Source organism: Isoptericola variabilis (assembly GCF_050311655.1).
Lineage (GTDB): Bacteria > Actinomycetota > Actinomycetes > Actinomycetales > Cellulomonadaceae > Isoptericola > Isoptericola variabilis.
The window spans coordinates 603,627-619,004 of the sequence record NZ_JBNOZM010000001.1 but is presented as its reverse complement, the minus strand read 5'-3'; the positions used below and the strand labels follow the sequence as shown (position 1 = coordinate 619,004).

Genomic DNA, 15,378 nt, shown 5'->3' with positions numbered 1-15,378 from the left:
GGTCGGGCACCTGCCGGCCCGCCGGAGGCGGCACGACGCCGCCCCGTCCGCAGGCGCATGCCGCACACACGCACGGAGAGAGAGCAGATGACGGTCGCGACGACGCCGAGCCTCGTGGACGTGCCCGAGGGCACGAGCATCAGCACGCTGCTGGCCGACCGGGTCGACCGGGCCGGCGACCGCACCCTCATCGAGCGGCGCGCCGCGTCGGACGGCTCCTGGGTGCCGGTGTCCGCGGGCGAGTTCCAGGCCGACGTCATGACCGTGGCGCGCGGCCTCGTCGCGCGCGGCATCGAGGCCGGCGACCGCGTCGCGATCATGTCGCGCACCCGCTACGAGTGGACGCTCCTCGACTTCGCCGCCTGGGCGACCGGCGCCGTCGTCGTGCCCGTGTACGAGACCTCCTCCCCCGAGCAGGTGCGCTGGATCCTCGAGGACTCCGGCGCCCGCCTCGTCGTGGTGGAGACGCCCGCGCACGCGGACGCCGTGCACCAGGTGGACGACCGGCTCCCCGACCTCGAGGAGGTGCTCGTCATCGCGACCGGTGCCGTCGACGAGCTCCGCGAGGCCGGGGTGTCCGTGCCCGCGCGGGACGTCGCGGCCCGCCGGGACGCCGTCGGCCGCGACGACCTCGCCACGATCGTCTACACCTCGGGCTCCACCGGCCGCCCCAAGGGAGCCGAGCTCACGCACGGCAACTTCGCGCACCTCGCGATGAACGCCCGCCTCGCCCTGCCGGAGCTCCTGGAGGCCGACGGCGCGCGCACGGTGCTCTTCCTGCCCCTGGCGCACGTCTTCGCGCGGCTGATCCAGGTCGCGGTGATCGCCAGCAGCTCGGTGCTCGGCCACCTGCCCGACGTCAAGACGCTCACCGACGACCTCAGGACCTTCCGGCCCACGTTCCTGCTCGCCGTGCCCCGCGTCTTCGAGAAGGTCTACAACTCGGCCGAGCAGCGGGCCGGGTCGCGCACGAAGCGGCGCGTCTTCGGCTGGGCCGCCCGCGTGTCGGGTCAGTACTCGCGCGCCCTCGACGCCGGACCCGTCCCGACGACGCTGCGGGCCCGGCACGCGCTGGCCGACCGGCTGGTGCTCTCGCAGCTGCGCGCCGCGATGGGCGGGGACCTGCGGTACGCGATCTCGGGCGGCGCACCGCTCGGCGACCGCCTCGGCCACTTCTTCCGCGGGGCCGGGCTCACCGTGCTCGAGGGCTACGGGCTCACGGAGACGACGGCCCCGACGGCCGTGAACCTGCCCTCCGACCTGCGCATCGGCACGGTCGGCCCACCGTTCCCCGGCACCTCGGTGCGGATCGACGACGACGGCGCGGTCCTCGTGGCGGGCCCGCACCTGTTCCGCGGCTACCGGGGCCGCCCGGACCTCACCGCCGAGGCGCTCGTGGACGGCTGGTTCCGCACCGGCGACCTGGGCGCCCTGGACCACGGCCACCTGCGCATCACGGGCCGCACCAAGGAGATCATCGTCACGGCGGGCGGCAAGAACGTGGCACCCGCGCCCCTCGAGGACCGGGTGCGCGCGCACCCGCTGGTGTCCCAGGTCGTCGTCGTGGGCGACAAGCGCCCGTTCATCGGTGCCCTCATCACGCTGGACGCCGAGATGCTGCCCGGCTGGCTGGCCACGCAGGGCATCCCGCCGATGTCGGTGGGCGCCGCGCGGACCGACCCCCGGGTGCTGGCGGCGCTGGACGCCGCGGTCGAGGAGGCCAACACGGCCGTCTCCCGGGCGGAGTCGATCCGCAAGTTCCGGGTGCTCGAGGGCGACTTCACCGAGGCGAACGAGTACCTCACGCCGTCGCTGAAGGTGAAGCGCGACCTCGTGCTGCGCGACTTCGCGGACGAGGTCGACGCGCTCTACGCGCGCTGAGTCCACGCGCGCTGACGCGGCGAGGCCGCGCGCGTCGGACGGTCAGGCGGACTTCTCGCGCGGCGTGCGGCGCCGCACGGGCGAGGTGCGCGGCACGAGCGTCGGGTTGACGTTCTCCAGCACGACCTCGCGGCTCACGACCACGCGCTCGACGTCGTCCCGGCTGGGCACGTCGAACATCACCTGCTGGAGGACCTCCTCCATGATGGCGCGCAGGCCGCGCGCCCCGGTGCCCCGCAGCAGCGCCTGCTCGGCGATCGCCTCGACGGCGTCCTGCTCGAACTCGAGCTCCACGCCGTCGATCTCGAACATGCGCTGGAACTGCTTGACGAGGGCGTTGCGCGGCTCGGTGAGGATCCGCACCAGCGCGTCGCGGTCCAGCGGGGACACGGACGCGATCACGGGAAGGCGGCCGATGAACTCGGGGATGAGGCCGTACTTCTGCAGGTCCTCGGGCCGCACCTCGGCGAACAGGTCGTCGTCGGCGACCGTCTCCATGGGAGCGCTGAACCCGATGCCGCGCTTGCGGGCGCGGGAGGCCACGATGTCGTCGAGGCCGGCGAACGCGCCCGCCACGATGAACAGCACGTTCGTGGTGTCGATCTGGATGAACTCCTGGTGCGGGTGCTTGCGCCCGCCCTGCGGGGGCACGGACGCCGTCGTGCCCTCGATGATCTTCAGGAGCGCCTGCTGCACGCCCTCGCCGGAGACGTCGCGCGTGATCGACGGGTTCTCCGCCTTGCGGGCCACCTTGTCGACCTCGTCGATGTAGATGATGCCCGTCTCGGCCTTCTTGACGTCGTAGTCCGCGGCCTGGATGAGCTTGAGGAGGATGTTCTCGACGTCCTCGCCCACGTACCCGGCCTCCGTGAGGGCCGTGGCGTCCGCGATGGCGAACGGCACGTTGAGCATCTTCGCCAGCGTCTGCGCCAGGTAGGTCTTGCCGGTGCCGGTGGGCCCGATGAGCAGGATGTTGGACTTCGCGATCTCGACGGCGTCGTCGCCGTCGCGCTGGGCCTCGCCCGCCTGCACCCGCTTGTAGTGGTTGTAGACCGCCACCGCGAGGGCCCGCTTGGCCGGCTCCTGCCCGATGACGTACTGCTCGAGGAAGTCGAAGATCTCGCGCGGCTTGGGCAGCTCGGTGAGCCCCAGCTCCGCCGCCTCGCCGAGCTCCTCCTCGATGATCTCGTTGCACAGGTCGATGCACTCGTCGCAGATGTACACGCCGGGGCCGGCGATGAGCTTCTTGACCTGCTTCTGCGACTTCCCGCAGAACGAGCACTTCAGCAGGTCTGCGCCGTCACCGATCCGAGCCACCGGGAGCCTCCATCTCGTGAGTGCACGTCCTGAGTGCTGGTCCTGCGTCCATTCCACACCACGGGGGCGTCGTTGTCAGCCGAGTAGCCCGGTGCGTCGCGTCGCGGGGTCCGCGACCTCCCCCTCAGGAGGCCGTGGACCCCGCGAACGTGCAGGTCAGCGCGGTGCGAGAGCGGCGGGCTTGCGGCTCTCGAGCACCTGGTCGACCAGGCCGTAGTCCTTCGCCTGGGCGGCGGTGAGGATCTTGTCGCGCTCGATGTCCTCGCGCACCTGCTCCTCGGACTTGCCCGTGTGCGCCGCCAGCGTCGACTCCAGCCACTCGCGCATGCGGATGAGCTCGTTGGCGTGGATCTCGATGTCGGACGCCTGGGCGTAGCCGCCGCCCTCCATCGCGGGCTGGTGGATCAGCACGCGGGCGTTCGGCAGCGCGAGGCGCTTGCCGGGCTGACCGGCGGCGAGCAGCACCGCCGCGGCCGACGCCGCCTGGCCGAGGCACACCGTCTGGATCTGCGGCTTGATGAACTGCATCGTGTCGTACAGCGCCGTCATGGCCGTGAACGACCCGCCCGGCGAGTTGATGTAGATCATGATGTCGCGGTCGGGGTCCTGGCTCTCCAGGACCAGCAGCTGCGCCATGATGTCGTCCGCCGACGCGTCGTCGACCTGGACGCCCATGAAGATGATGCGGTCCTCGAACAGCTTGGTGTACGGGTCCTGGCGCTTGAAGCCGTACGCGGTGCGCTCCTCGAACTGGGGCAGCACGTAGCGCGCGGACGGCGCGTCGGTGCTGGAGCCGAACGGGAGCGCGACGCCGCCGGGACGCGCCGCGGCGCCCGCCAGGTTCTGGGCCCGCATTGCGAACTGGTACTCGTCTGAGTAGCTCACGGTGTTCTCCTCGGGTGGGAAGTCGGTGGGTTCCGGGGGCGGGTGGTCGGCGTCAGGAGCCCGACGCGCCGCCACCGCCCGAGACCGAGGCGGCGTTGGTGACCACGTGGTCGACGAAGCCGTACTCGAGCGCCTCGTCCGCGGTGAACCACTTGTCGCGGTCGTTGTCCTTGAGGATCGTCTCCAGCGACTGCCCGGTCTGCTCGGCCGTCAGCTCGGAGAGCACCTTCTTCATGTGCATGATCAGCTGCGCGCCGATCCGCACGTCGGTCGCCGTGCCGCCCACGCCGCCGGAGGGCTGGTGCATGAGCACGCGGGCGTGCGGGGTGATGTAGCGCTTGCCCTTCGCACCCGAGGAGAGCAGGAACTGCCCCATCGAGGCCGCCATGCCCATCGCGATGGTCGCGACGTCGGGCTTGATGTACTGCATCGTGTCGTAGATCGCCATGCCGGCCGTGATGGAGCCGCCGGGGCTGTTGATGTACAGCCAGATGTCCTTGTCCGGGTCCTCCGCGGCCAGCAGCATCATCTGGGCGCAGATCGCGTTCGCGTTCTCGTCGCGCACCTCCGAACCCAGCCAGATGATGCGCTCCTTGAGGAGCCGGTTGTAGATGGAGTCGTTGAGCCCGAGGCCCTGGCCGTCGGCGCGCGCCACCGGCGTCGCACCGTCCATCCGCAGCAAGTCGTTCACGTCGGTCTCCTTCGTCATCGCCGTCGATCGACCCTAACGTGCGGCAGCCACGCGAAACGTCCCGGTGGAGGGCCTTTTCGCTGCGGGCGCACACGACGCCGCCGCGGGCGGTCGCGGCTCACGCCCCGTGCGCCCCGCACAGGGCGGCGGCGGCCCGGCGCGCGGCCCGGAAGGGCTCCGTGGGCACGCCCGTGCCCGAGCCCGCCAGCGCCCCGTCGTAGAGCAGCATCAGCGCGTCCGCGAGCTCGCCGGGGCGGCCGAGACCCGCGCCCCGGCACTCGGACTCGAGGAGGTCCCGGACCCACGCCTTCTGCCGCGCGACCTCGACGGCCACCGGGTGCCCCGGGTCGTCGACCTCGGCGCGGGCGTTGATCGCGGCGCACCCGCGCCCGCCCTCGGCGGCGGACCACCGCTCGGCGGCGTCGAAGACCGCGAGGACCCGCTCGACGCCGGCGGCCGGGTGCGCCTCGAGGCTCCCGGTCAGGAGCTCCTCCCACCGCGCGTCGCGGGCGCGCAGGTACGCCACCTCGAGCGCCTCCTTCGAGCCGAAGCGGTCGTAGAGCGTCTTCTTCGTCACGCCCGCCTCCGCGGCGATCGTGTCGACGCCGACGGCGTGCAGCCCGCGGGCGTAGAACAGGCGCGACGCGGCCTCGAGGATCCGGCGCGCCGCCGGGGTCAGGGGCGGCCGCGGGGCGACGTGCTCACTCATGCGACCACTATACAGATCTGTATAGTGGCGATCATGAGTAAACCGACCTGTCTACCCGCGAGCGTGACGACCGTCCTCGCCTCCGCCGCCTTCGTGCTGGCGTGGAGCTCGGGCTTCCTCGGCGCCCGGCTCGGCACGGGTCAGGCGGCCGTGCCCACCCTGCTGCTGTGGCGCTACGTCGTCGTGACCGCGGTGCTCGGCGCCAGTCTGGGTGTCGCGCGACTCCTGCGCCGGGGACGTCGCGCCCGCGCCCCCGCCGAGGCGGCACGACTCGCTCCCCGTCCCCGCGGGCCCCGGGCCGCGGGGCGCCACGTCGCCGTCGGCCTGCTCTCGCAGGTGGGCTACGTCCTGCCCGTGTACGGCGCGATCGGGCTGGGCGTGTCCGCGGGCACGACGTCGCTGGTGGACGCGGTGCAGCCGGTCGTCGTCGCGACCCTGGTCGGCCCGCTGCTCGGGCAGCGCGTCCGGGGCCTGCAGTGGGCCGGGCTCGCCACGGCGTTCGCCGGGGTCGCGGCGATCGTCGCCGGAGACCTGCGCTCGACCACCGCCCCCGCGTGGGCCTACGCGCTGCCCGCGGCGGCCGTCGCGTCGCTGGTCGCGGCGACGTTCCTCGAGCGCCGCCGACCCTCTGCCCTCCCCCCTGGCCACCTGCTGGCCCTGCACTCGGCGGTGGCCGCGGTCGCCCTCGCCGTGCTCGCGCTCGCCACCGGGACGGTCACGCCCCCGGCCGACCCTGCCTTCTGGGGGTCGACGCTGTTCCTGGCCCTGGTGCCGTCGCTGGCCGCCTACGGCCTGTACTGGGGGTTGCTGCGGCGCGTCGACGTCACGACGCTCAACGCCCTGCTCTTCCTCGTCGTCCCCACCACCACCCTGGCGGGAGCCGCGCTGTTCGACGAGCCGCTCTCCCTGGCCGGCGGCGTGGGGCTCGGCCTCGCCGGCCTCGGCGTCGCCGCGGTGCTGCGCGGTGAGTCCCGGCGTCGCCGCGGGGACGACGACGGCCCGCGCCGTCCGTAGGGACGATGCGGGCCGTGCCGGGGTGGCCCCGGAGGGCTCCGGGATCAGGCCTTGGCCGTCTCCTCGGTCTCCTCCGTCGCCTCGCCGGGCTCCTCGACCTCGACGGCAGCGGCGTCCTCGGTGGACTCCTCGGCCTCGGCGGCCGCGGCGTCCTCCTCCTCGGTGCCGATGAACTCGGTCAGGTCGACGACGTTGCCGTCGGAGTCCTTGACCTCGATCTCACGCAGCGCGACGGCGAGGGCCTTGGAGCGCGCGACCTCGCCGACCATGGCGGGGATCTGACCGCCCTGGTCGAGCGTCGAGATGAACTGGTTCGGGTCCATGCCGTACTGCTGCGACGCCTGGACCAGGTACTCCACGAGCTCGCCCTGACCGACCTGGACCTCGAGCTTCTCGGCCAGCGTGTCGAGCAGGATCTGGTTCTTGAGGGCCTTGGTGGCGTCCTCGGTGACCTCGGCGCGGTGCTCGTCGTCCTCGAGGCGGTTCTCCGACTCCAGGTGGCGGTGCACCTCGGCCTCCACGGCGCCGGACGGCACCGGGACCTCGACGGCCTCGAGCAGCTTCTCCAGCAGCAGGTCGCGCGCGGCGACGGCCTGGTTCGACGTCTTGATCGACGCGACCTGCTCGCGCAGGTCCGCGGTCAGCTCGTCGAGCGTGTCGAACTCCGAGGCGAGCTGGGCGAAGTCGTCGTCCGGCGTCGGCAGGTCGCGCTCCTTGACGGCGGTGGCCGTGACGGTGACCTGCGCCTCCTCGCCCTCGTGCTCGCCGCCGGCGAGCTTGGTGGCGAAGGTCGTGGTCTCGTCCGTCGACAGGCCCGTGAGCGCCTCGTCGAGGCCCTCCAGCATGTTGCCGGCGCCGATCTGGTAGGAGACGCCGGAGACCGAGTCGATCTCCTCGTCGCCGATGACGGCCTTGAGGTCGATGACGACGTAGTCGCCCTCGGCGGCCGGGCGGTCGACACCGACGAGCGTGCCGAAGCGCTCGCGCAGCGCGTCCAGGCGCTCGGTGACGTCCTCGTCGGTGACCTCGGTGGAGTCCACCGTGATCTCGATGTCGGACAGCTCCGGGAGGGTGATCTCGGGGCGGACCTCGACCTCGGCGGTGAACGCGAGCTGCCCCTCGCCGGCCTTGGCGGGGATCTCGGTCACCTCGACCTCGGGCTGACCCAGGGGGCGCAGCGACTCCGACGTCACGGCGTCGCGGTAGAAGCCCGACAGCGCGTCGTTCACCGCGTGCTCGACGACCGCACCCCAGCCGACGCGCTGGTCGATGATGCGCGGGGGAACCTTGCCCTTGCGGAACCCGGGGATGTTCACCTGCTCGGCGATGTGCTTGTACGCGTGGTCGATGCTCGGCTTGAGCTCGTCGTACTCCACCTCGACGGTCAGCTTGACCTTGGTGGGCTCCAGGGTCTCGACGGCGCTCTTCACTTCGATGGTCTCCAACGGTTCGGGTGCTGCGCGCGCGTCTCACCGGCGCGAGCCGGCCTGGTTGCTGCGGCGCGGGATGCGGGGACCGTACGACGGGCGTACGGGCAACCCGTCCATCCTACGCCACGGCGAGGGTCGCCCGGCAGACGTCCGCGTCACACCGACGCGCGTCGCGGGGCGCCCTCGCCGCGCCCGTGAGGACGCCCCTCGGGGCCACCCTCAGGAGGTCGTCGTCAGGAGCAGGTGTACGTGATGCCGTCCACCTGGTGCGTGCCCGGCCCGAGCTCCCCGCACGTCTCGATGACGTGCGCGATACCGATGCCGGCGACGATGCCCACGATGATCGTGCCGAGCAGCACGAGGCCGCTCACGATGATGCCGGCGACGGCCACGCCGTTCGACTGGCCCACCTTGCGCGACTTCACGAGGCCGACGATCGACAGGATGAGGCCGATGAGCGACAGGGGCCCGAAGAAGCCGAGCACCAGGCCGACGATGCCGAGCGTCTTGCCGGGGTTCTCGGGCTGCTGGCCGTAGGCCGGCGCGTACTGGCCTGCCGGGGCGGCGGGGTAGGCCCCGGGGCCCTGCGGGGCCGAGGGGTACTGCCCACCCGTGGGCTGAGCGGGGTAGGCCTGGCCCGGCGCCGGCTGACCCGGGGCGGGCTGCTGGGGCTCGGCGCCACCAGCCGGCGTCGCTCCCTGGTCGGGCGTGCCTGGCGTGTAGGGGTCCGGGGTGGTCATCAGGTTCTCCTCGCACGTCGGTCGCCGTCCGTCGGCGACGCGGAGCGATCCTTCCAGATCGGCACGCCCTGCGGGGTGCTCATCCACGGGCGAGCCGCGACGGACGTCGGCGTCCGCCCCTCCCTGCGTCGGGGTGACTGGATTCGAACCAGCGACCCTCTGCTCCCAAAGCAGATGCGCTACCAAGCTGCGCCACACCCCGCGGCCCGCCGTCGGGCGAGACCTCGGTCAGTGTAGTGCCGCCGCCACGACGCAGTGCCGCGACGTGCGCGGACGGCGGTTCGGGGCCCAGGACCTTTGCTAGGGTTGGCCCGCGTTCCCACCCGCCGACGACGTCGCGGGTGGCCGTGCGGGCGTAGCTCAATGGTAGAGCCCCAGTCTTCCAAACTGGCTACGCGGGTTCGATTCCCGTCGCCCGCTCCCTTCCTCGCTCTCCTCCTCCGCTCCCCCTCCGCTCCCCCTCCGCTCCCCGGGTTCGCCCACCCCGGCAGCGGCATCTCTCGACCGATCGACGACGCCGATGGATGAGATGCTCCTTGTCGATCGGTCGGCACGTGGCTAGGCTCGGCGCCGCAGCCTGCGACAGGCGCGACCACACGACTTCAGCACCAGGGCAGCGCCCGGAGCACGGGCAGCATCACGAGGAGGGCCGGCATGACGATCGTCCGCCGCGTCGCCCCCTCGACCGCCCTCTCGTCCCACCGCAGGACGGTGCCGGCGTCGACGCTCCGCACCCCGGCGTGCGCCGCGGCGACGACGCCGCGATGCTGTCGATAGAGCGTCCACGTCACGTCCGACCCGCCCCGGCGGCGGGTCCCCGGCGACCGTGCGGCGCTCGCACCGACCTCGCCGACGCCCCTGCGCAGCGCCTCCCGAGAACCCGCTCGAGGACACGCCCCGCACGCGGCGGCACACCCGTACCACCCCCACCCGCACGCTCTCCTCGAGAAGGAACACCACCCATGGCACGCATCTACGACGACGCGACGAAGCTCATCGGCCGCACCCCGCTCGTCCGGCTGAACCGTCTCGCCGCCGGCCTCGACGCGACGGTCGTCGCGAAGCTCGAGTTCTACAACCCCGCCAACTCCGTGAAGGACCGCATCGGCGTCTCGATCATCGACGCCGCGGAGGCCTCCGGCGCTCTGCAGCCGGGCGGCACCATCGTCGAGGGCACCTCCGGCAACACCGGCATCGCGCTCGCCTGGGTCGGCGCCGCCCGCGGCTACAACGTGGTGCTCGCGATGCCCGAGACGATGTCGAAGGAGCGCCGCGCCCTGCTGCGCGCGTACGGCGCCGAGCTCGTGCTCACGCCGGGCGCGGAGGGCATGAAGGGCGCCGTCGCCGCGGCCGAGAAGATCGCCGCCGAGCGCCCGGGCGCGATCCTCGCGCGCCAGTTCGCCAACGAGGCCAACCCGAAGGTCCACCGGGAGACCACCGCGGAGGAGATCTGGGCCGACACCGACGGCGAGGTCGACGTGGTCGTCTCCGGCATCGGCACGGGCGGCACCATCACCGGCGTCGGCCAGGTGCTCAAGGAGCGCAAGCCCGAGGTGCGGGTCGTCGCCGTCGAGCCGGCCGAGTCGCCCATCCTCACCGGCGGCAACCCCGGCCCACACAAGATCCAGGGCCTGGGCGCCAACTTCGTGCCGGAGATCCTCGACACCTCCGTCTACGACGAGGTCATCGACGTGAACGCCGAGACGTCGGTCGAGCTCGCCCGCCGCGCGGCGAAGGAGGAGGGCCTCCTGGTCGGCATCTCGTCGGGCGCCGCGATCGCCGGCGCGCTCGAGGTCGCCAAGCGGCCCGAGAACGCCGGGAAGCTGATCGTCGTCGTCATCCCCGACTTCGGCGAGCGGTACCTGTCCACCATCCTGTACTCGGACCTGCTGGACTGACGTGACGAGCCGCCGCACCGCTCCGACCACCGGTCCCGGCCACGAGGACCTCGACGGCGACGTCGACCACCCGATGCCGGCCGGGCACCGCCCGGGGCTGCGCCACCTGGTCGAGATCCTCGCCGAGGACCTCGAGGCGGCGCACGCCCACGACCCCGCGGCCCGCTCCCGGTTCGAGGTCGCGCTGGGCTACCCGGGCGTGCACGCCGTGTGGGCGCACCGGGTGTCGCACCGCATGTGGCACCGGCCCGGCCTGCGCCTGCCGGCGCGCCTGCTGTCCCAGGCGGCCCGGTGGGTCACGGGGATCGAGATCCACCCGGGCGCGCGGATCGGACGGCGGCTCTTCATCGACCACGGCATGGGCGTGGTCATCGGGCAGACGGCGGTGGTCGGGGACGACTGCGTGCTCTTCCACGGCTCCACCCTGGGCGGGCGGTCGATGACGCGGGGCAAGCGCCACCCGACGCTGGGCGACCGGGTGATGGTGGGCGCCGGCGCCAAGATCCTCGGCCCGCTGTGGATCGGCGACGACGCGCAGATCGGTGCGAACGCCGTCGTCACCCGCGACGTGCCGAACGGCATGGTGGCCGTCGGGGTGCCCGCTCACGCGCGCACCCCGGGTCACCGCCCGGACCACGGCCAGCACGTCGAGGACGCCTCGGAGCTGCTCGAGTACGTGATCTGACGGACGCCCGCCGCGGCCCGTGCCCCCACCGCCCCCGGCGGCGGGAGCACGGGCCGTCGTCGTCGCACGACGGCCAGATTGTTCTAGTAGTCGTAGAACAAGTAGGGTCGGCTGCGTGATGTGGCGCCTCGACCCGACCAGCGACCAGCCGCTGTACGCGCAGCTGGTCGCCCAGGTGCGCCTCGCCGTCGCGCACGGCACGCTCCGGCCCGGCGAGCGGCTGCCCGCCGCCCGCGAGCTCGCGGCCTCGCTCGAGCTCAACATGCACACGGTCCTGCGGGCGTACCAGGTGCTGCGCGACGAGGGCACGGTCGAGCTCCGGCGCGGGCGCGGCGCCGTCGTCGCCGCCACCTCCCCCGACCTCACCGACGTCGAGCGCGCCGTCGCCGAGCTCGTCGCCGCGGCCCGCCGGGCGGGCCTGTCCGCCCAGACCACCACCACCCTCGTCACGGAGGCGATGCACCGATGACCACCGCTCCCCCGCCCGGTACCCCGCGAGCACGCTCCGGCACGGAGGTGTGGCGTCCCCGCGCGCGCCGCGCGATGGCGTGGTCGTCGCTCGTGGGCGTCCTGCTCGCCCTGGCCGCCGCGGCGGTGGTCTGGGCGTGGCAGGACGAGCTGCCGGCGCGGGTCGCGACGCACTGGAGCGACGGCGGTGCGCCCGACGGGTTCATGTCGCCCCTGGCCCTCTCCCTCGTCGCGGTGGCCGGGACCGTCGGGCTGTGCGCCGTGTTCGCGGCGATCGGCATCGTCTCGGGCGCCGCCGCCTCCACCCGACGGATCGCGGCCGCGGGCTGCGTCTGGTCCGGCGGCTTCCTCGCCGCGACCGTCCTCACCACCCTGGGCCCCCAGCGCGGGCTCGCCGACGCCTCCCAGGTGGAGATGTCGGGCCTCGGCCTGGCGCTCTCCCTGCTGGTCCCCCTCGTCCCGGCCGCCGTCGCCGCCGCCCTCGTCCCCGGCGACCCCGCGATGCCCGCCCGCAACGCGGTGCCCTCCGACGCACCCCGCGCCGTGCTGCGGGACGGCGAGCGCGCGGTCTGGCTGCGCCGCGCCTCGGGCGGGACGGGGCTCGCCATCGGCCTGGTCGCCGTCCTGCTGACCGCCGTGCTCGCCGTCGTGACCGACGAGTGGACGATGCTGGTGGTCCCGGCGGCGCTGGCGGCGCTGTTCGCCTCGATGTTCGCCTTCACGGTGCGCGTGGACGCCACGGGGCTCACCGTCCGCTCCGCGGCCCGCTGGCCCGGCACCCACGTCCCCGCCGACGAGGTCGTGCGCGCCTCGGTGACGCAGGTGCGCCCGTTCCGCGAGTTCGGCGGCTGGGGCTGGCGCACCGCCCGCGACGGCCGCGTCGGCGTCGTGCTGCGCGGCGGCGAGGCGCTGCTCGTCGAGCGCACCGGCGGACGGTCGTTCGCCGTCACGGTCGACGACGCGGCGGAGGCCGCCGCGCTGCTGAACACGATGGCCGAGCGCGCGCGTCGCGGCTGAGCCCGCGGGCACCTCCGCGCGCGACTCTCAGGCGAGCAGCTCGCGGTGCGCCTCGGCGAGCCGGCGGGGCGCCTTCGCGAACCAGGCGTCCACGAGCAGCTCGCGCAGGGCCGCGTCGTCGACCGCGTCCAGGCGGACGAGGACGACGGGCACACCGTCGAGGTGCGGGATCGTCAGCGTCTCCGGCCGGGCGGCGAGCACGGCCTCCTTCTCGCCCAGGTCGTCGACCATGACGGCGAGGATCGGCCCGGCCGGCACCGGCTCGTCCCCGAACCGCCGCACGTCGGCCTTGCTGAACGGCCGGTCCCACGCGAAGACGCGTCCGGACACCGCCCACGCCCGGTTCCGGAACGTGGTCGTCTCGGTGACCTCGGGCAGCGCCGCGGCCGTACGGGCCGCGTCGTCGATCGTCGCCATCCCCCGAACCTAGCCGCGGTCCCGCCGCACGCACGGCGTCGGCTAGGGTGTGACGGGCCTTACCCCGTACTCCCGGTACCGGGAAGATCGGGGAGCCGCGACGGCCCCATCTCGACGAGGAGCACCCGCCCCATGAGCACCCTGCGCATCGGCATCCAGACCGGCTACTGGTCCCGCAAGCCTCCGAAGGGCATCGTGCCCGCGCTCGTCGCGGCCGAGGCGCTGGGGCTCGACTCGGTCTGGACGGCGGAGGCCTACGGGTCGGACGCGTTCACGCCGCTCGCCTGGTGGGGGTCCCGCACCCGCCGCCTGCGCCTCGGCACGGGCATCGCGCAGATGGCGGCCCGCACGCCCACCGCCACGGCCATGCAGGCGATCACCCTCGACCACCTGTCGGGCGGGCGGTTCGTGCTCGGTCTCGGGGCCTCGGGGCCGCAGGTCGTCGAGGGCTGGTACGGCCAGCCGTACCGCCGCCCGCTGGCGCGGACGCGCGAGTACGTGGACGTCGTGCGCCAGGTCTTCGCCCGCGAGCGCCCCGTCACCGCGGACGGCGACTTCTTCCGGCTCCCGCTGCCCGCCGACGCCCCCGGCGCGACCGGCCTCGGCAAGGCCCTCAAGCCCACCGTGCACCCCCGCCGCGCGGACATCCCCATAGTGCTGGCGGCCCAGGGGCCGAAGAACGTCACGCTCGCCGCCGAGATCGCCGACGGGTGGATGGCCGGCTTCTACGCCCCGAGGGCGGACGCCGAGCACCGCGAGCTGCTCGCCTCCGGGTTCGCGCAGCGCGCGGACGAGCGTTCGCCGTCGGCCGACTTCGAGGTGCTCGCCACGGTGCCCGTCGTCGTGCGCGACGACGTCGAGGCCGCCGCGGACGTCATCCGGCCCCACATCGCCCTCTACGCCGGCGGCATGGGGGCGAAGGAGGCCAACTTCCACAAGGCGTCGCTGGACCGCCTCGGCTACGCGGCGGAGCTCGACGAGGTGCAGGCGCTGTTCCTGGACGGCCGCCGCGAGGACGCCGCGCGGGCCGTGCCGACCGAGCTCGTCGAGGAGATCGCCCTCGTCGGGCCCGCGGACAAGGTCGCGCGCGACCTCGCGCGCTGGGACGGGACGGCCCTGACCACGATGCTGCTGCAGGGCGACCCGTCGTCGATGCTCACGGTGCTCGCCGCGGCGCAGGCCGCCCGCACGGACGCCGACGGCGGCACGCCGCTCGGCGCCCGCGTGCGCGCCACCGCCGGCGCGGCCGCCGCGCGCGTCGCGCCGAAGAAGGCATAGCCCGACGACGGACCGGGCGACCGGGGCGAACCGCTACGCTCAGCGCCCGTGAACCCCGTCGCCGCGGTCTCGTCCGTCCTCCGTCGCTACGCCGTCTTCTCCGGGCGAGCCCGCAGGGGCGAGTACTGGTGGTTCGTCCTGCTGCGCGCGGCGGCGCTCGCCGGGCTCGCCGCCGGCGTCGGCGTCACGGCGGCACCCGAGGGCACCCCGGATCCCCCGGTCACCGACGTCCTCGTGGCCGCGCTCCTGGTGCTCCTCCTCGGCACCGCGCTGCCCGACCTCGCGGTCGCCGCGCGTCGCCTGCACGACGTCGGGCTGTCGGGGCTCTGGATCCTCGTCAACGTGGTGCCCGGCATCGGCCCGTTGACCGTGTTCGTCATGACCGTGCTGCCCGGCGACCGCGGCCCCAACAGGTTCGGACCGGACCCCCGGGCCCACCGCAGCGGCACCGTCGCCGCACGTCACGCCGCCCCCGCGGTCCGCTGACGGCGCGGCTCAGCTGTCCTCCGGGAACCAGACGGCGCGGCGCAGGTCCACGCGCCGGCCGTCGCGGGTCAGGGGGCAGCCCTCGGCGCGCAGGGCGTCGAGCGCCGCGGTGAGGTGTCTCGCCGGCGGGGCGCCGGACGCGTTCACCACGCGCCACCACGGCACGGGGTGGTTGTCCTGCACAGGCCCGACCACCGCGGCGCCGTCCGGCACGAGGTGCGCGTAGCGGTCGCCCGACCCGGCCATGACGTTCCCGACCTGCCGGGGCCCTCCGCGCCCCAGCCGCTCGCCGACGATCTCGGCGATCAGGCCGTACGTCATCGCGCGGCCGGACGGGATGCGACGCACCAGGGCGAGCACCTCGGTGGCGTACTCGTCGGGGGCGTCGAGGGGCTCGTCGGGCGTCACGGCGCGGGTCGGCACACCGCGACCCTACGACCCGCCGCCGACCTGCTGCCCGAC

The 15,378-nt window shown here is 73.8% G+C and carries 17 protein-coding genes and 2 tRNA genes; 9 read left to right on the top strand and 10 right to left on the bottom strand.

Translation table 11 applies throughout. The features are described from left to right. Nucleotides 1-87: 87 nt before the first annotated feature. Nucleotides 88-1,881, top strand: a complete 1,794-nt coding sequence (locus tag ACQP60_RS02965) for an AMP-dependent synthetase/ligase (protein ID WP_429728326.1) — start codon at nt 88-90, stop codon at nt 1,879-1,881. Between the two features lie 42 nt (nt 1,882-1,923). Here the strand turns inward: ACQP60_RS02965 and clpX are convergent, their stop codons facing one another. The 4 genes from clpX to ACQP60_RS02945 form a co-directional block, all read right to left on the bottom strand. Then, nucleotides 1,924-3,198 (bottom strand): ATP-dependent Clp protease ATP-binding subunit ClpX, encoded by a 1,275-nt coding sequence (clpX, locus tag ACQP60_RS02960; protein ID WP_429728324.1) that lies wholly within the window; start codon nt 3,196-3,198, stop codon nt 1,924-1,926. Nucleotides 3,199-3,354: 156 nt separating this feature from the next. Then, entirely contained in the window at nt 3,355-4,053 is a 699-nt protein-coding gene (locus tag ACQP60_RS02955) for an ATP-dependent Clp protease proteolytic subunit (protein ID WP_429728797.1), read from the bottom strand. A gap of 82 nt (nt 4,054-4,135) precedes the next feature. Further along, nucleotides 4,136-4,756 (bottom strand): ATP-dependent Clp protease proteolytic subunit, encoded by a 621-nt coding sequence (locus ACQP60_RS02950; RefSeq protein ID WP_429728796.1) that lies wholly within the window; start codon nt 4,754-4,756, stop codon nt 4,136-4,138. A 136-nt stretch (nt 4,757-4,892) separates the two neighbouring features. Continuing rightward, the gene (locus ACQP60_RS02945) at nt 4,893-5,483 is read right to left on the bottom strand and encodes a TetR/AcrR family transcriptional regulator (protein ID WP_429728323.1); all 591 of its coding nucleotides are present in this window, start codon (nt 5,481-5,483) and stop codon (nt 4,893-4,895) included. 33 nt (nt 5,484-5,516) lie between these two features. Here ACQP60_RS02945 and ACQP60_RS02940 point away from each other — a divergent pair, with 33 nt between their 5' ends. After that, complete coding sequence (locus tag ACQP60_RS02940) at nt 5,517-6,497, top strand: DMT family transporter (protein ID WP_429728322.1); 981 nt, start codon at nt 5,517-5,519, stop codon at nt 6,495-6,497. Between the two features lie 44 nt (nt 6,498-6,541). Here the strand turns inward: ACQP60_RS02940 and tig are convergent, their stop codons facing one another. The 3 genes from tig to ACQP60_RS02925 all read right to left on the bottom strand — a co-directional run bounded on the left by tig (nt 6,542) and on the right by ACQP60_RS02925 (nt 8,869). Beyond that, the gene (gene tig / locus ACQP60_RS02935; protein ID WP_429728321.1) at nt 6,542-7,927 is read right to left on the bottom strand and encodes a trigger factor; all 1,386 of its coding nucleotides are present in this window, start codon (nt 7,925-7,927) and stop codon (nt 6,542-6,544) included. A gap of 233 nt (nt 7,928-8,160) precedes the next feature. Then, on the bottom strand, nt 8,161-8,667 hold the full coding sequence (locus tag ACQP60_RS02930) for a DUF4190 domain-containing protein (RefSeq protein WP_429728320.1): 507 nt from the start codon (nt 8,665-8,667) through the stop codon (nt 8,161-8,163). 128 nt (nt 8,668-8,795) lie between these two features. Next, nucleotides 8,796-8,869: transfer RNA gene (locus ACQP60_RS02925), tRNA-Pro, on the bottom strand. Nucleotides 8,870-9,016: 147 nt separating this feature from the next. Between ACQP60_RS02925 and ACQP60_RS02920 the strand changes: the two genes are divergently transcribed. Beyond that, a tRNA-Gly gene (locus ACQP60_RS02920) sits at nt 9,017-9,087 on the top strand. A gap of 182 nt (nt 9,088-9,269) precedes the next feature. On the opposite strand, the gene ACQP60_RS02915 is transcribed toward ACQP60_RS02920, so the two are convergent. Continuing rightward, nucleotides 9,270-9,458: a hypothetical protein gene (locus tag ACQP60_RS02915; RefSeq protein WP_429728319.1), complete on the bottom strand. Its 189-nt coding sequence runs from the start codon at nt 9,456-9,458 to the stop codon at nt 9,270-9,272. A gap of 171 nt (nt 9,459-9,629) precedes the next feature. On the opposite strand from ACQP60_RS02915, the gene cysK reads away from it, so the two are divergent. The 4 genes from cysK to ACQP60_RS02895 all read left to right on the top strand — a co-directional run bounded on the left by cysK (nt 9,630) and on the right by ACQP60_RS02895 (nt 12,735). Beyond that, nucleotides 9,630-10,565 carry a cysteine synthase A gene (gene cysK / locus ACQP60_RS02910; RefSeq protein ID WP_429728318.1) on the top strand — a complete coding sequence of 312 codons (936 nt, stop codon included), beginning with the start codon at nt 9,630-9,632 and terminating at the stop codon, nt 10,563-10,565. A gap of 73 nt (nt 10,566-10,638) precedes the next feature. After that, nucleotides 10,639-11,250: a serine O-acetyltransferase EpsC gene (gene epsC / locus ACQP60_RS02905; RefSeq protein WP_429728794.1), complete on the top strand. Its 612-nt coding sequence runs from the start codon at nt 10,639-10,641 to the stop codon at nt 11,248-11,250. A gap of 118 nt (nt 11,251-11,368) precedes the next feature. Next, entirely contained in the window at nt 11,369-11,719 is a 351-nt protein-coding gene (locus tag ACQP60_RS02900) for a GntR family transcriptional regulator (RefSeq protein WP_429728792.1), read from the top strand. Next, nucleotides 11,716-12,735, top strand: coding sequence for a DUF1648 domain-containing protein (locus ACQP60_RS02895; RefSeq protein ID WP_429728317.1), 1,020 nt, complete (start codon nt 11,716-11,718; stop codon nt 12,733-12,735). The genes ACQP60_RS02900 and ACQP60_RS02895 overlap by 4 nt, the downstream gene beginning before the upstream one ends. A gap of 27 nt (nt 12,736-12,762) precedes the next feature. Here the strand turns inward: ACQP60_RS02895 and ACQP60_RS02890 are convergent, their stop codons facing one another. After that, nucleotides 12,763-13,152 carry an MmcQ/YjbR family DNA-binding protein gene (locus ACQP60_RS02890; RefSeq protein WP_429728316.1) on the bottom strand — a complete coding sequence of 130 codons (390 nt, stop codon included), beginning with the start codon at nt 13,150-13,152 and terminating at the stop codon, nt 12,763-12,765. A gap of 141 nt (nt 13,153-13,293) precedes the next feature. On the opposite strand from ACQP60_RS02890, the gene ACQP60_RS02885 reads away from it, so the two are divergent. Together ACQP60_RS02885 and ACQP60_RS02880 are read left to right on the top strand one after the other, a co-directional pair. Then, nucleotides 13,294-14,430, top strand: a complete 1,137-nt coding sequence (locus ACQP60_RS02885; protein ID WP_429728791.1) for an LLM class F420-dependent oxidoreductase — start codon at nt 13,294-13,296, stop codon at nt 14,428-14,430. A 48-nt stretch (nt 14,431-14,478) separates the two neighbouring features. Then, nucleotides 14,479-14,916, top strand: coding sequence for a DUF805 domain-containing protein (locus tag ACQP60_RS02880; protein ID WP_429728315.1), 438 nt, complete (start codon nt 14,479-14,481; stop codon nt 14,914-14,916). A 9-nt stretch (nt 14,917-14,925) separates the two neighbouring features. Here the strand turns inward: ACQP60_RS02880 and ACQP60_RS02875 are convergent, their stop codons facing one another. Further along, nucleotides 14,926-15,339, bottom strand: a complete 414-nt coding sequence (locus tag ACQP60_RS02875; RefSeq protein ID WP_429728314.1) for an MGMT family protein — start codon at nt 15,337-15,339, stop codon at nt 14,926-14,928. Nucleotides 15,340-15,378 lie beyond the last annotated feature (39 nt).